This is a genomic window from Streptomyces sp. NPDC127595 (assembly GCF_042671685.1).
Classification (GTDB): domain Bacteria; phylum Actinomycetota; class Actinomycetes; order Streptomycetales; family Streptomycetaceae; genus Streptomyces.
In genome coordinates this window covers 1-15140 of the sequence record NZ_JBHXWK010000004.1, presented here as the reverse complement: position 1 = coordinate 15140, position 15140 = coordinate 1, and the positions used below count along the sequence as shown (strand labels likewise).

General features: G+C 69.4%; 12 protein-coding genes. 8 read left to right on the top strand and 4 right to left on the bottom strand.

All coding sequences use genetic code 11. The features are described from left to right. Nucleotides 1–182 precede the first annotated feature (182 nt). Nucleotides 183–3548, bottom strand: coding sequence for an SCO5717 family growth-regulating ATPase (locus ACFVKT_RS14275; protein ID WP_385731145.1), 3366 nt, complete (start codon nucleotides 3546–3548; stop codon nucleotides 183–185). Nucleotides 3549–4028: 480 nt separating this feature from the next. Continuing rightward, nucleotides 4029–4325 carry a DUF397 domain-containing protein gene (locus ACFVKT_RS14270; RefSeq protein ID WP_385731143.1) on the bottom strand — a complete coding sequence of 99 codons (297 nt, stop codon included), beginning with the start codon at nucleotides 4323–4325 and terminating at the stop codon, nucleotides 4029–4031. A gap of 264 nt (nucleotides 4326–4589) precedes the next feature. Between ACFVKT_RS14270 and rpsO the strand changes: the two genes are divergently transcribed. The 5 genes from rpsO (at nucleotide 4590) to ACFVKT_RS14245 (ending at nucleotide 10086) form a co-directional block, all read left to right on the top strand. Next, nucleotides 4590–4877, top strand: a complete 288-nt coding sequence (rpsO, locus tag ACFVKT_RS14265; RefSeq protein ID WP_073494901.1) for a 30S ribosomal protein S15 — start codon at nucleotides 4590–4592, stop codon at nucleotides 4875–4877. A gap of 378 nt (nucleotides 4878–5255) precedes the next feature. Further along, on the top strand, nucleotides 5256–7472 hold the full coding sequence (locus tag ACFVKT_RS14260; RefSeq protein ID WP_385731141.1) for a polyribonucleotide nucleotidyltransferase: 2217 nt from the start codon (nucleotides 5256–5258) through the stop codon (nucleotides 7470–7472). Next, entirely contained in the window at nucleotides 7469–8848 is a 1380-nt protein-coding gene (locus tag ACFVKT_RS14255) for a M16 family metallopeptidase (protein WP_385731139.1), read from the top strand. The genes ACFVKT_RS14260 and ACFVKT_RS14255 overlap by 4 nt, the downstream gene beginning before the upstream one ends. Nucleotides 8849–8872: 24 nt before the next feature. Next, nucleotides 8873–9625 (top strand): 4-hydroxy-tetrahydrodipicolinate reductase, encoded by a 753-nt coding sequence (gene dapB / locus ACFVKT_RS14250; protein WP_385731138.1) that lies wholly within the window; start codon nucleotides 8873–8875, stop codon nucleotides 9623–9625. A 5-nt stretch (nucleotides 9626–9630) separates the two neighbouring features. Continuing rightward, the gene (locus ACFVKT_RS14245) at nucleotides 9631–10086 is read left to right on the top strand and encodes a hypothetical protein (protein WP_385731136.1); all 456 of its coding nucleotides are present in this window, start codon (nucleotides 9631–9633) and stop codon (nucleotides 10084–10086) included. A 115-nt stretch (nucleotides 10087–10201) separates the two neighbouring features. On the opposite strand, the gene ACFVKT_RS14240 is transcribed toward ACFVKT_RS14245, so the two are convergent. After that, nucleotides 10202–10759 (bottom strand): hypothetical protein, encoded by a 558-nt coding sequence (locus ACFVKT_RS14240; protein ID WP_385731134.1) that lies wholly within the window; start codon nucleotides 10757–10759, stop codon nucleotides 10202–10204. Between the two features lie 94 nt (nucleotides 10760–10853). Then, a complete protein-coding gene (locus ACFVKT_RS14235; protein WP_385731132.1) occupies nucleotides 10854–11108 on the bottom strand; it encodes a hypothetical protein in 255 nt (84 codons plus the stop codon). A gap of 202 nt (nucleotides 11109–11310) precedes the next feature. Here ACFVKT_RS14235 and thyX point away from each other — a divergent pair, with 202 nt between their 5' ends. From thyX to ACFVKT_RS14220, 3 genes are all read left to right on the top strand, one after another. Further along, the gene (gene thyX, locus ACFVKT_RS14230) at nucleotides 11311–12051 is read left to right on the top strand and encodes an FAD-dependent thymidylate synthase (protein WP_266833474.1); all 741 of its coding nucleotides are present in this window, start codon (nucleotides 11311–11313) and stop codon (nucleotides 12049–12051) included. 210 nt (nucleotides 12052–12261) lie between these two features. Then, a complete protein-coding gene (dapA, locus tag ACFVKT_RS14225) occupies nucleotides 12262–13161 on the top strand; it encodes a 4-hydroxy-tetrahydrodipicolinate synthase (protein ID WP_385731129.1) in 900 nt (299 codons plus the stop codon). 136 nt (nucleotides 13162–13297) lie between these two features. Continuing rightward, nucleotides 13298–14983, top strand: coding sequence for a ribonuclease J (locus tag ACFVKT_RS14220; protein ID WP_385731127.1), 1686 nt, complete (start codon nucleotides 13298–13300; stop codon nucleotides 14981–14983). Nucleotides 14984–15140: the final 157 nt, after the last annotated feature.

The following is a 15140-nucleotide window of genomic DNA, read 5'->3' as shown; positions in this document are numbered from 1 at the left end:
CTGCGGAAATAACGAGTTGACGCGGATTTTTCACTCATTGGTTCAGACCGCTGAAGCCCTCCAGGTGGGGGCCTGACGGCGCGAAACACACCTGCGGACACACGAAGACGCGAAGGGCCCGCACCGTACGGAGACGGTGCGGGCCCTGGCGGGAATCGGTCCCCCGAAAGGGTCCGATCGGGTTACTGCTGAGGCGGCGCCGGTGGCTGGAAGGGCTGACCGGGCTGGGGCGGGTACGGCTGGCCGGGCTGAGCCGGGTACGGCTGTCCCTGGTGCGGCGGGTACTGCTGGGGCGGTTGCTGCGGGTAGCCGCCCTGTCCCGGCTGTTGGGGTTGCTGGGGGTAGCCCTGCCCCGGCTGCTGGGGCGGCTGGGAGTGGGGCTGGCCGGGCTGCGGCGGATACGGCTGTGCGGGCTGCTGCGGCTGTTGTGGGGCCTGGCCCGGTGCCGGCTGTCCGGGATACGGCTGAGCCGGGTACTGCTGGCCTTGGTACGACTGGCCCGGCCCCTGCTGGTACTGCTGACCGGGCAGCGGCGGCGCGGCCACCGGCGGCGGGTTGCCGTCGGAGGTCCAGAGCCCGTGCGACTGCTGGTGGCGCGCGATGTCCTCGGCCACCAATGCGGAGAGGTTGAAGTACGCCTCCCGCACCTTGGGCCGCATCATGTCGAGGTCGACCTCGGCGCCCGCGGCGAGGTGCTCGTCGAAGGGCACGGTGATGACGCCCCGGCACCGCGTCTCGAAATGGGAGACGATGTCTTCCACCTTGATCATCTTGCCGGTCTCCCGTACACCCGAGATGACGGTGATGGACCGCGAGACGAGATCCGCGTACCCGTGCGCCGACAGCCAGTCCAGCGTCGTACTCGCACTGCTCGCGCCGTCGACCGACGGCGTCGAGATGATGATGAGCTGGTCGGCGAGGTCCAGGACACCGCGCATCGCGCTGTACAGCAGACCCGTGCCCGAGTCGGTCAGGATGATCGGGTACTGCTTGCCCAGTACGTCGATCGCGCGCCGGTAGTCCTCGTCGTTGAACGTGGTCGACACCGCCGGGTCGACGTCATTGGCGATGATCTCCAGGCCGGACGCGGCCTGCGACGTGAACCGCCGGATGTCCATGTAAGAGTTGAGGTGCGGGATCGCCTGCACGAGGTCACGGATGGTGGCCCCGGTCTCGCGGCGCACACGGCGCCCGAGCGTGCCCGCGTCCGGGTTGGCGTCGATCGCGAGGATCTTGTCCTGCCGCTCGGTGGCGAGCGTCGAACCGAGCGCGGTGGTCGTGGTCGTCTTGCCCACGCCGCCCTTGAGGCTGATGACGGCGATCCGGTAGCACGACAGCACCGGCGTACGGATCAGCTCCAGTTTCCGCTGGCGCTCCGCCTCTTCCTTCTTCCCGCCGAGCTTGAACCGCGACGACGCGGCAGCCGGGCGACCGCTCTTGGCCTTCTGCCTCTTGTTGTTGAGCAACCGGTCGGAGGAAAGCTCCACCGCCGCGGTGTAACCCAGCGGAGCAGCACCGGGGTTGATGGGCTGGCGCTGGTCGTGCTGCACGGGCTGCGGCCAGGCGGACCCGGCCCGCGGGTCGACAGGCGCGTGCGCCTGTGCGGCGGGCGGAAGGGGGGGACCCTGCGGGTGCTGCACGTCGTACTGCTGCGGTACGGGCGGGTGGCCCGGCTGCGGCTGGGGCTGCCCCTGCTGCGGGTACGGCGGGGCCGCTTGCGTCGGCGGGAGTGAATCGGCTGGGGGCGCGGGCTGGTGGGGGAAGCCGTAACCGGCCTGGGGCGCGGGGATGTTGGGCGCCTGCGGCGCGGACGGCTGGTGCGGGAAGCCGTATCCCGGCTGCGGAACCGCGGGTGCTCCCTGGGGAGGGAAGCCGTAACCGGGCGCTGGGGCGGGCTGGCTGGGTGCGGGGGCAGGCGGGGTGGGCGCCGTCGGTGACGGTGACGGTGCCGGTGCGGAGGCTCCGGGTTGCGGGAAGCCGTAGCTGCCTTGCGGGGTGGGGCTCGGGGCCGGAACGCTGGGCTGCGGGAAGCCGTAGCTTCCCTGCGGCTGCGGCTGCGGCTGCGGCTGCGGCTGAAGCTGTGGCTGTGGGTGGGGCGCCTGCGCCGGAACGTCGGCCGCCGGAGACGGCGGTGCCACGACCGGGGACGGAACCTGCGGCGGCGCCGGAACCGGGTTCTCGAAGGTGGGCGGGTAGACAGGTGCGGGCCCCTGCGCCGGCCCGGCCGAAACGGGCGCACCGGGGGCGGACCACGCGGGCGGCTGTGCCTGGAACGGCTGACCTGGGGCCGGTGACGGCGCCGGCGGCTGGAACGGCTGACCCGGTGCGGGCGCGGGCGGTTGCGCCCGCGGCGGCTCCTGTACCTGACCGGCGTCCGCCGCAGCGGGGGCCGTGGACGCGGGCCACTCCGCCGCGGGAGCGGGCGCCGCAGGCTGATAGGCGGGCGGCAACGGCGGCAACCCACCCTGAGGGAGCGGCGGCGGAGCCCACGCGGGGGGAGCGTCCTGCACGGAGGCTTCCTCGCTCGACCCGGACTCGTGGACCACGTCCTGAGACCCGGCGTCCTGGGGCACCGCGTCGTTGACGTCGTCCTGCCGCGACCCGGCGTCACCAGCCTCGTCGACCTCTTCGACTGTGTCGTCGTCGGCTCCCGCGCCCTGCAGTTCTACGACATCGCCGCCAACGGAGGAGCCCAACTCGGCGTCAGCCGCCGCTTCGTCCGGTACGACGTCCACGACCGGTACGACGTCCACGTCAGGTACGACGTCCACTTCCGCGACCACCTCTGCGGCACCGCCGCCGCCCGAGCCGTCGGACGGGTCAGGAGCACCCTCCGCAGGGGTGTCGGCAGCGGCGTCAGCAGCCCCCGGTGTCACCCGCTCCGCGACCTCACGCTTCACAGCCCGAGCGGAGATCCGCATGGTCGCGCCGCTCTCCAGATCGCCGTCGCCTGTCTCCGCTTCCTCAGAAGCGGTAACGGGAGCAGTGCCGGGAGCAGTGCCGGGCGTAGCGACAGGCAGGGCAACAGGCGCAGCGGCAGGCACAGCGACGGGCGATGCCGGAGGCGCGACGGGCACCGACTGGAGTGGCAGATTCGGCAGCGCGGCCGGACCGCCCGCGACAGGACCCACCACCGGCGGCACGGAAGACGTGCCCCAAGCAGCTGGTCCCGGCGCGGCAGGGGCGTCCGAACCCACCGAGGCCGAAGCCTCCGCCTCGGCAACCTCCGAAGTACCCGAAGTCTCCGAGTCCTCGAAGGCTCCCGAAGCGTCCGAGACCTCGGACGCTTCGGAGCCATCGGCACCAGCACCCGCACCCGCCGATTCCTCCGGATCCCCCGAATCCACAGAGCCCTCCGGGTCCGCAGCCTCCGGCTTCGGCTCCGAAGCTCCGTCCTTCGAACTCCCCGAGGCGTTCTGCGTGTACCAGGCCGGCGGTGCGTAGTCGATGGTGAACTCGCCCGTCGTCTCGACGGCGGACTCCGCGTCGGAGTGGTCATCGCCGGGTGTGGCCCAGCCCCCGCGGATGCCGTCCCGATCGCTGTTCACAGTTCCTCCTGGTGTGGTCGAGCCCCCTGTAGCGGCGCCGTGCCGGGGCGGGACATGGTCGATCCGTCCATGGGCTCTGGCGTCGCGCCCGGCCCCAGCCTAATCACCACGACTGTCAATAGGGCAGGCCCGTCCGCCCCACCGCGGCTGCCCGCTACGTCACACCCTGCCCAGAAGTGGCGTACGTACGTGCACTATTGACCGGCAATGCGGACAAACAGTGTCATCAAGGTGATCCCGTCGCGAGTGAGCCACGGCCCGCCCTCCCCTTCTACCCCCTCCGCGCCGACGGCCGCCGGCAAGCCGACAACAGCCCTTGGAAAGGCCGGTGAACAAGTCCCGCCGCGCGCCGGGTACTTGGGCGGCCGGCAAGATCCTCACCAGGTGCACGAAAAAGGCGGCCGGCGCGGCATCGCGCCGCATCGACCGCCTCACCCTCCCGCCCGGCTGTGAGCCGCGGGCCCTGCTCAACCGCCCGCCCTACTCCGCCGCAGTCCCGCCGTTGTGCGGTGCCGGCTCCAGATCGAACTCCCCGTCCCGGGCCCCGAGCACAAAGGCCCGCCACTCCGCCTCCGTGTACCGCAGGACCGTGTCGGGGTCGAGAGAGGAACGCATGGCCACCGCGCCCTCGGGCAGGTACGCGATCTCCACCCGCTCCTCGTGCTCCTCCGTGCCCGGCGCGCTCAGCCACTCGACGCCCGAGATGTCGAGGGCGTAGAGCTCGTCCTTCTCCCGCTCCTTGCGCGCCTTGACGTCCTTGTCCGCTTCCTCGGCCATGTTCCGGCGGCCCCTTCCCCACATACGAAAGACCTGTCCGCTCACCCTAGTGGCCTGGTCCTCGCCATACGGGCGGGTTCGGGGACCGGTCAGCCGGGTCCTTCCGGGCTGGTAACCTGTGAAACGGCCGTTTGTGTACGCACCCCCGGAGCCCAGCGCTCTGGAGGCCGCGCCCAGCGGATCCCGCCTCCCGAGTATCGGAAGCTCCCCTGAGATGTGGACCAGGGGCACTCGGTGGCACATCACAGACTACGAGGAGTACGCGTGTCGCTCGACGCCGCAACGAAGAAGCAGATCATCGGCGAGTTCGGTCAGAAGGAGGGCGACACCGGCTCCCCCGAGGTCCAGGTCGCCATGCTCTCGCGCCGTATCTCGGACCTGACCGAGCACCTCAAGACCCACAAGCACGACCACCACTCCCGCCGTGGTCTGCTGATCCTGGTCGGTCAGCGCCGCCGCCTGCTGCAGTACCTGGCCAAGAAGGACATCCAGCGCTTCCGTGCGCTGGTCGACCGCCTGGGCATCCGCCGCGGTGCGGCGGGCGCCAAGTAAGACGCCGTGAGAGGGAGCGGTTCCCACGATTCAGGGGGGCCGCTCCCTTTTGCTGTACGTGCTCTAGGTGCGGAGTGTCACCGACGCTTTGTACTGTGGTGGCACGACGCAATACGCAGGACACAGTAGGTAGGACAGAAGTACGTACGAACACAGCGTGACGACGCCCCGCCCGCCGGGCAGAGCACCGTCACGACACTGAACGAGGAGAAGCGCACCTCGCCGCCGCCGGTCCTCGGTAGTGGCCCCCGGGGAAACACGAACCCGGGTGCTTCGATCGAAGACCGGCCAGCACCAGAAGGAGCGCTTCTCCGCCACTGTCCCCCTGCCACACGGGCAGGACGGGGCTAAAGACGAAAAGTATCGGAGAAAACGCTAGTGGAGAACGAGACCCACTACGCCGAGGCCGTTATCGACAACGGATCCTTCGGCACCCGCACCATCCGCTTCGAGACGGGCCGGCTGGCCAGGCAGGCCGCCGGATCCGCCGTCGCGTATCTGGACGACGACACCATGGTGCTGTCGGCCACCACCGCCTCCAAGAAGCCCAAGGAAAACCTCGACTTCTTCCCCCTCACGGTGGACGTCGAGGAGCGGATGTACGCCGCCGGCAAGATCCCCGGCAGCTTCTTCCGCCGCGAGGGCCGTCCCTCCGAGGACGCCATCCTCACCTGTCGTCTGATCGACCGTCCGCTGCGCCCGTCCTTCAAGAAGGGCCTGCGCAACGAGATCCAGGTCGTCGCCACGATCATGGCGCTCAACCCCGACCACCTGTACGACGTCGTGGCGATCAACGCCGCCTCCGCGTCCACGCAGCTGGCCGGTCTGCCCTTCTCCGGCCCGATCGGCGGCGTCCGCGTCGCGCTGATCAACGGCCAGTGGGTCGCGTTCCCGACGCACACCGAGCTCGAGGACGCCGTCTTCGACATGGTCGTCGCGGGCCGCGTCCTGGAGGACGGTGACGTCGCGATCATGATGGTCGAGGCCGAGGCCACCGAGAAGACCATCGCGCTGGTCGCGGGCGGCGCCGAGGCGCCGACCGAGGAGATCGTCGCCTCCGGTCTGGACGCCGCGAAGCCCTTCATCAAGGTGCTCTGCAGGGCCCAGGCCGACCTCGCCGCCAAGGCCGCCAAGCCCACCGGCGAGTTCCCGGTCTTCCTCGACTACCAGGACGACGTCCTGGAGGCCCTGACCGCCGCGGTCAAGAGCGAGCTCTCCCAGGCGCTCACCATCGCCGGCAAGCAGGACCGCGAGGCCGAGCTGGACCGCATCAAGGAGATCGCCGCCGAGAAGCTGCTCCCGCAGTTCGAGGGCCGCGAGAAGGAGATCTCCGCCGCGTACCGCTCGCTGACCAAGTCCCTGGTGCGCGAGCGCGTCATCAAGGACAAGGTCCGCATCGACGGCCGAGGCGTCACGGACATCCGTACGCTCGCCGCCGAGGTCGAGGCCATCCCGCGCGTGCACGGCTCGGCGCTGTTCGAGCGTGGCGAGACCCAGATCCTGGGCGTCACCACCCTCAACATGCTCCGCATGGAGCAGCAGCTGGACACCCTCTCCCCGGTGACCCGCAAGCGCTACATGCACAACTACAACTTCCCGCCGTACTCCGTCGGTGAGACGGGCCGCGTCGGTTCCCCGAAGCGCCGCGAGATCGGCCACGGCGCGCTCGCCGAGCGCGCGATCGTGCCGGTCCTGCCGTCGCGCGAGGACTTCCCGTACGCGATCCGTCAGGTGTCCGAGGCCCTCGGCTCCAACGGCTCGACGTCCATGGGCTCGGTCTGCGCCTCCACCATGTCGCTGCTCAACGCCGGTGTGCCCCTCAAGGCTCCCGTCGCCGGTATCGCCATGGGTCTGATCTCCCAGGAGATCGACGGCCAGACGCACTACGTCGCCCTCACCGACATCCTCGGTGCGGAGGACGCCTTCGGCGACATGGACTTCAAGGTCGCCGGCACCAAGGAGTTCGTGACCGCCCTCCAGCTCGACACCAAGCTGGACGGCATCCCGGCCTCTGTCCTGGCCGCGGCCCTCAAGCAGGCCCGCGACGCCCGCCTCCACATCCTCGACGTGATGATGGAAGCGATCGACACGCCGGACGAGATGTCCCCGAACGCCCCGCGGATCATCACCGTCAAGATCCCCGTGGACAAGATCGGTGAGGTCATCGGCCCCAAGGGCAAGATGATCAACCAGATCCAGGAGGACACCGGCGCCGACATCACGATCGAGGATGACGGCACCATCTACATCGGTGCCCAGCAGGGTTCGCAGGCCGAGGCCGCGCGCGCCACGATCAACTCGATCGCCAACCCGACCATGCCGGAGGTCGGCGAGCGCTACCTGGGTACGGTCGTCAAGACCACCACCTTCGGTGCGTTCGTGTCGCTGCTCCCGGGCAAGGACGGTCTGCTGCACATCTCGCAGATCCGCAAGCTCGCCGGCGGCAAGCGCGTGGAGAACGTCGAGGACGTACTCGCCGTGGGCTCCAAGGTCCAGGTCGAGATCGCCGAGATCGACTCCCGCGGCAAGCTCTCCCTGATCCCCGTGGTCGAGGGCGAAGAGGGCGACGACAAGAAGGACGACACCGACCAGTGACGTCCACCAGCTCCACGGCGACGGCCCGCACCTCTCCCGAGGCGCGGGCCGTCGCCCGTACCCAAACCCTCATCAAGGGCGAGAACGGCATCGGTACGGTCCGCAAGACCACCCTCCCCGGCGGCCTGCGCATCGTCACCGAAACCCTCCCCTCCGTACGCTCCGCCACCTTCGGCATCTGGGCGCACGTCGGCTCCCGCGACGAGACCCCGACACTGAACGGCGCGACGCACTACCTGGAACACCTGCTCTTCAAGGGCACCCAGCGCAGGTCGGCCCTGGACATCTCGTCCGCCATCGACGCGGTCGGCGGCGAGATGAACGCGTTCACGGCGAAGGAGTACACCTGCTACTACGCCCGTGTGCTCGACACCGACCTCCCGCTCGCCATCGACGTCGTGTGCGACATGCTCACCGGCTCGCTGATCGAGCAGGCGGACGTCGACGCCGAGCGCGGTGTGATCCTCGAAGAGATCGCGATGACCGAGGACGACCCGGGCGACTGCGTGCACGACCTGTTCGCGCACACCATGCTCGGCGACACGCCCCTCGGCCGTCCGGTCCTCGGCACGGTCGACACGGTCAACGCCCTCGGCGCCGACCGCATCCGCCGCTTCTACAAGAAGCACTACGACCCGACGCACCTCGTCGTGGCCTGCGCGGGCAACGTCGACCACAACAAGGTCGTACGCCAGGTCCGCGCCGCCTTCGAGAAGGCGGGCGCCCTCAAGGGCCCCGACGCCACGCCGTTCGCCCCGCGCGAGGGCAGCCGTGCCATCCGCACCGCGGGCCGTGTCGAACTGCTCGGCCGCAAGACCGAGCAGGCCCATGTCGTCCTCGGCATGCCGGGCCTGGCCCGCACGGACGAGCGTCGCTGGGCGCTCGGCGTGCTGAACACCGCCCTCGGCGGCGGCATGTCCTCCCGCCTCTTCCAGGAGGTCCGTGAGAAGCGCGGTCTGGCCTACAGCGTGTACTCGTACACCTCGGGCTTCGCCGACTGCGGCCTCTTCGGCGTGTACGCGGGCTGCCGCCCGAGCCAGGTCCACGACGTGCTCAAGATCTGCCGCGACGAGCTCGACCACGTCGCCGAGCACGGCCTCTCGGACGACGAGATCGGCCGCGCCATCGGCCAGCTCCAGGGCTCCACCGTCCTCGGCCTCGAGGACACCGGCGCGCTGATGAACCGTATCGGCAAGAGCGAACTGTGCTGGGGCGAGCAGATGTCCGTCGACGACATGCTGGTCCGGATCGCGTCGGTCACCCCGGACGAGGTCCGCTCGGTGGCCCACGACATCCTGGGACAGCGGCCTTCGTTGTCGGTCATCGGTCCCCTCAAGGACAAGCAGGCCTCCCGTCTGCACGAAGCGGTCGCGTAAGTCCTCGACTAAGGAAGCAAGAAGATGAGCAAGCTGCGCGTGGCGGTCCTCGGTGCCAAGGGCCGTATCGGAGCCGAGGCGGTACGAGCCGTCGAGGCCGCCGAGGACCTGGAGCTGGTGGCCGCGCTCGGCCGGGGCGACAAACTGGAGACGCTGACCGAGACCGGCGCCCAGGTCGCCGTCGAACTGACCACACCCGCCTCGGTGATGGACAACCTCGACTTCTGCGTACGGCACGGCATCCACGCCGTCGTCGGCACGACGGGCTGGACCGACGAGCGCCTCGCGCAGCTGAAGACCTGGCTGTCCGGCTCCCCGGAGACCGGCGTGCTCATCGCGCCCAACTTCTCCATCGGCGCCGTACTGACCATGAAGTTCGCCGAGGTCGCCGCGCCGTACTTCGAGTCCGTCGAGGTCATCGAACTGCACCACCCGAACAAGGTGGACGCCCCCAGCGGCACCGCCACGCGCACCGCCCAGCTCATCGCCGCGGCCCGTGAGCGCGCGGGCAGCGCCGCGCAGCCGGACGCCACGGCGACCGCCCTGGACGGCGCCCGCGGAGCGAACGTCGACGGGGTGCCCGTGCACTCCGTACGCCTCCGTGGCCTCCTCGCCCACCAGGAGGTCCTGCTCGGCGGCGAGGGCGAGACCCTCACCATCCGCCACGACTCCCTGCACCACAGCAGCTTCATGCCGGGCATCCTGCTCGGCGCCCGCCGCGTGGTGACCACCCCAGGCCTCACCTTCGGCCTGGAACACTTCCTGGACCTGAACTAGAAGCCATGCGCGCGAAGCTCACATACGCCATCACGGCGGCCGTACTGGTCGCCTACTTCGTGCTGGTCGGCTGGCGCGGATTCCTGCTCATCCAGGCCGGCACGCTCCTCACCGTCACCTTCGGCGTCGCGGTGCTGATCCTGCCGGTCATCGGCGTCTGGTTCCTCTGGAAGAACACCCAGTTCGTCCGCAAGGCCAACCGCCTCGCCGCCGAGCTCGACGCCGAAGGCGGCCTGCCCGTCGACGAGTTGAAGCGCACGGCGGGCGGCCGCATCGACCGCGACTCGGCCGACGAGGTCTTCGCCAAGCGCAAGGCCGAGACGGAGGACGCCCCGGACGACTGGCGCAGCTGGTTCCGCCTCGCGGTCGCCTACCACGATGCCCGCGACACCCCCCGCGCCCGCAAGGCGATGCAGCGAGCGATCGCCCTGCACGAGGGCAGGCCACCGGTGGAGGCCTGAGAGGTACGACGACCCCGAAGACGTACGACGAAGACGTACGACGAAGACGTACGACGAAGGGGCCGGTCCGCATACCGCGGATCGGCCCCTTCGTGTGTCCCGCAGGTCGTGGGCCTCAGACCCGCCGGTACTCGTCCGCCCACACCTCGATGGCGTCCGCCGCCCGGTCGAAGGCCTCCACACGCGCCAGGAAGTCGGGGTTGTGCGAGGTAAGCAGCGGCGGCAGGCCGTCGGGCGCACGATCCCCCCGTACGAGGACCAGCGCCTGCCCTTGAACGGTGCGCGGCAGTCCGAGCCAGCGCACCGGCTGCTGCACCGTACGTACGGCGACGACCTGCGCCCAGGGCGTCGTGCTCGTACGGAGGAAGCTCACCCGGCGCAGCCCCTGAGCGCTCACCCACACACCCACTCGCAGCAGTCGCAGCGCGCAGAGTATGGCGAGCGCGGCCCCGCCGAGGCAGGCCGCGGCGCCGGCCGGGGTGCCGGTGACCGCGATGATGACCGCGGCGAAGAGCACGTACGAGGCCAGCAGCAGGACGAGCGCGGCCGCGCCCACCCGCCACGGCCCGGGCCGGTAGGGACGCCGCCAGTGGTCGCGGTCGTCGAACGGCAGCGCGAGGTCGTCCGCCGCCTCGTCAAAAGCGCGGTCCGCCGTCAGGAAGGGCAGGGGCACGATCGGTCCTCACTCAATCCACGCATGGGCTGGCTGTGCCCGGTGAGGTTATCGAGCCGGGTCCCCGCTCACCACCCTTGGGGGTCCGGATGAGTCATTGGCCGTGCGAGGCCTCGGACTGCTGCGTCGTCGCGGACGTCTGATCCGCGGACGACTTGTGCAAGGACAACGCGGGCATCCCGATGATCAGGGAACCCACGAGCCCCGCGACCACGGTGAGTCCTATCAGCCATCGGCCGACCAGCTGACTGGCGGACGGACGCTCACGGGGCGGGGGAGTGACATTGCTGCGGAACTGGTCTGCTTCGGCGAGGAAGGCGAAGGGTACGGGCTCGCGCCGACGGAGCATGGGGACTGCTTCTCCTCTGGGGACTCGAACGAATCGGTGTCACCAATACAGACGAGCGAACGCCCCAAGAGGTGCCCTGTTTCGCCGAATTCGCAGAAGTTCGAGGACTAATGTCGCGGCACGCCACCGAACGCCCCGTTGTCAGTGCCGGGCCGTAGAGTGGGCGCCGCCCGAGCCTGTGATGGGAAGGACCCTCTCCACCGTGACCGACACCCCCGCCGACGACCTCAAGCCCAGCTTCCGCAGCGATGTCACTGTCGAGCTGGTCAAGCACACCGCGTCCGACTCGGACGTGCTGTTCGCCGCCCGCGTCTCGACCCTCGGTGAGCAGTCGCTGGATGAGCTGAAAAAGGACCCGGAGCGATCGAAGGGCCTGCTCAACTACCTGATGCGGGACCGGCACGGCAGCCCCTTCGAGCACAACTCGATGACGTTCCTCATCAGCGCCCCGATCTTCGTCTTCCGTGAGTTCATGCGCCACCGGGTCGGCTGGTCGTACAACGAGGAGTCCGGCCGGTACAGGGAGCTCCAGCCCGTCTTCTACGTCCCGGGCGAGTCCCGCAAGCTGATCCAGGAGGGCCGCCCCGGCAAGTACGTCTTCGTCGAGGGCACCCCCGCGCAGCAGGAACTCACCGGCCGCGTCATGGAGGACTCATACCGTCAGGCGTACGAGGCGTACCAGGAAATGCTCGCCGCCGGCGTAGCCCGCGAGGTCGCCCGTGCGGTCCTCCCGGTGGGCCTCTTCTCCTCGATGTACGCCACGTGCAACGCCCGCTCGCTGATGCACTTCCTGGGCCTGCGCACCCAGCACGAGCTGGCCAAGGTCCCGTCTTTCCCGCAGCGCGAGATCGAGATGGTCGGGGAGAAGATGGAAGCGGAGTGGGCGAAGCTGATGCCGCTCACGTATGCGGCCTTCAACGCCAATGGGCGCGTGGCGCCGTAGCGCGCTTCCACACGCCTTCCGGCACAGATGTACGGGTGGACCGAGCGAAGTGTCCGTATTGCGGCATTTCGAGAAGTTCATCTAGCCTGATCAAACGGACCCGGCACTGCTTGAACCCCCGAGCAGGCAGTGCCGGGCTCCACCTTTGTCACGACTTGTCGCCTGCCCCTAGGGCAGACCCCGCGTTGAGCAGCGAGTAGCGTATTACCCATGGCTCCGACCTCCACTCCGCAGACCCCCTTCGGGCGGGTCCTCACCGCCATGGTCACGCCCTTCACGGCGGACGGCGCGCTCGACCTCGACGGCGCGCAGCGGCTCGCAACCCACTTGGTGGACGCAGGCAACGACGGCCTGGTCATCAACGGCACCACCGGCGAGTCCCCGACCACCAGCGACGCGGAGAAAGCGGATCTTCTGCGAGCCGTACTGGAGGCGGTCGGCGACCGGGCCCACATCGTCGCCGGCGTCGGCACGAACGACACCCGGCACAGCATCGAACTCGCCCGAGCCGCGGAGAAGACCGGCGCACACGGCCTGCTGACCGTCACGCCGTACTACAACAAGCCCCCGCAGGAGGGCCTGTACCGGCACTTCACAGCCATCGCCGACGCCACCGAACTGCCGGTGATGCTCTACGACATCCCCGGCCGCAGCGGCGTACCGATCAACACCGAAACCCTGGTGCGCCTCGCCGAGCACCCGCGTATCGTCGCCAACAAGGACGCCAAGGGAGACCTCGGCCGCGCGAGCTGGGCCATCGCCCGCTCCGGCCTTGCCTGGTACTCCGGCGACGACATGCTGAACCTGCCGCTGCTCTCCGTAGGAGCCGTCGGCTTCGTCTCCGTCGTCGGGCATGTCGTCACCCCGGAGCTGCGTGCCCTGGCGGACGCCTTCGCGAGCGGTGACGTCCACAAGGCCACCGAGATCCACCAGAAGCTGCTCCCCGTCTTCACCGGCATGTTCCGTACCCAGGGCGTCATCACGACCAAGGCCGCGCTCGCCCTCCAGGGCCTGCCCGCCGGACCGCTGCGCGCCCCGATGGTCGAGCTGTCACCCGAGGAGACCGCCCAGCTCAAGATCGATCTTGCCGCCGGCGGGGTACAGCTCTAACTACAGACTTCACAACTGAATACGCACGACAACGCAGGCCACGGGCCTGCAGCCCACATGACAACTGCTACTGCACGAACGTCACGCGCGCCACGTGCCTTGCCAGGTACGTGGCGCGTGTGGTGAGGAGAGTCTTTTGAGTCATCCGCATCCTGAACTCGGCGCCCCGCCGAAGCTCCCGAAGGGCGGCCTGCGGGTCACCCCGCTCGGCGGCCTCGGTGAAATCGGCCGGAACATGACGGTCTTCGAGTACGGCGGTCGTCTGCTGATCGTCGACTGCGGAGTGCTCTTCCCCGAGGAGGAGCAGCCCGGAATCGACCTGATCCTGCCGGACTTCACGTCCATCAGAGACCGCCTCGACGACATCGAGGGCATTGTCCTCACGCACGGCCACGAGGACCACATTGGCGGCGTCCCCTTCCTCCTGCGCGAGAAGCCGGACATCCCGCTGATCGGCTCCAAGCTGACCCTCGCTCTCATCGAGGCGAAGCTCCAGGAGCACCGCATCCGCCCTTACACCCTTGAAGTCGCGGAGGGGCACCGCGAGCGCATCGGCCCCTTCGACTGCGAGTTCGTCGCGGTCAACCACTCCATCCCGGACGCCCTCGCGGTCGCCATCCGCACCCCCGCGGGCATGGTGGTCCACACCGGCGACTTCAAGATGGACCAGCTCCCGCTGGACGGCCGCCTCACGGACCTGCACGCCTTCGCACGGCTGAGCGAGGAAGGCATCGACCTTCTTCTCTCGGATTCGACGAACGCCGAGGTCCCGGGCTTCGTCCCGCCCGAGCGCGACATCTCGAACGTGCTGCGCCAGGTCTTCGCCGGCGCCCGCAAGCGGATCATCGTGGCGAGCTTCGCCAGCCATGTGCACCGCATCCAGCAGGTCCTGGACGCCGCCCACGAGAACCGCCGCAGGGTCGCCTTCGTCGGTCGCTCGATGGTCCGCAACATGGGCATCGCCAGAGACCTGGGCTACCTGAAGGTCCCGCCGGGCCTCGTCGTCGACGTCAAGACGCTCGACGACCTGCCCGACAGCGAGGTCGTGCTGGTCTGCACGGGATCCCAGGGCGAGCCGATGGCCGCGCTGTCCCGCATGGCCAACCGCGACCACCAGATCCGCATCGTCCAGGGCGACACGGTGATCCTCGCGTCGTCGCTCATCCCGGGCAACGAGAACGCGGTCTACCGCGTCATCAACGGCCTCACCCGCTGGGGCGCGAACGTCGTCCACAAGGGCAACGCCAAGGTGCACGTCTCGGGCCACGCGTCCGCAGGCGAGCTCGTGTACTTCTACAACATCTGCAGGCCGAAGAACCTGATGCCGGTCCACGGCGAATGGCGCCACCTACGGGCCAACGCCGAGCTGGGCGCCCTCACCGGCGTCCCGCACGACCGCATCGTGATCGCCGAGGACGGCGTCGTCGTCGACCTCATCGGGGGCAAGGCCAAGATCTCCGGCAAGGTCCAGGCGGGATACGTGTACGTCGACGGCCTCTCGGTCGGCGATGTGGGCGAGCCCGCGCTGAAGGACCGGCGCATCCTCGGCGACGAGGGCATCATCTCGGTCTTCGTGGTGATGGACGCCAGCACCGGCAAGATCACCGGCGGCCCGCATGTCCAGGCCCGCGGCTCAGGTATCGACGACTCGGCCTTCACCGACGTGATCCCCAAGGTCCGGGAAGTCCTGGAGAAGTCGGCCCAGGACGGTGTCGTCGAGCCCCACCAGATGCAGCAGCTCATCCGCCGCACGCTGGGCAAGTGGGTCTCGGACAACTACCGCCGGCGCCCGATGATCCTCCCGGTCGTCGTCGAAGTCTGACCCTCGTACGTGCTCAACCAGGAGCGGGGGGCGGGCGGGGGGGGCCACGCGGCCCCGCCGGCCCCGTTTGGAGCGCGGCGGCGGACGCCTCGCGCAGGACGCGGCCGGCGTCCCGGGCGGAGGTGACGGTCCCGGCGTACGTGGAGACCGCGGCGAG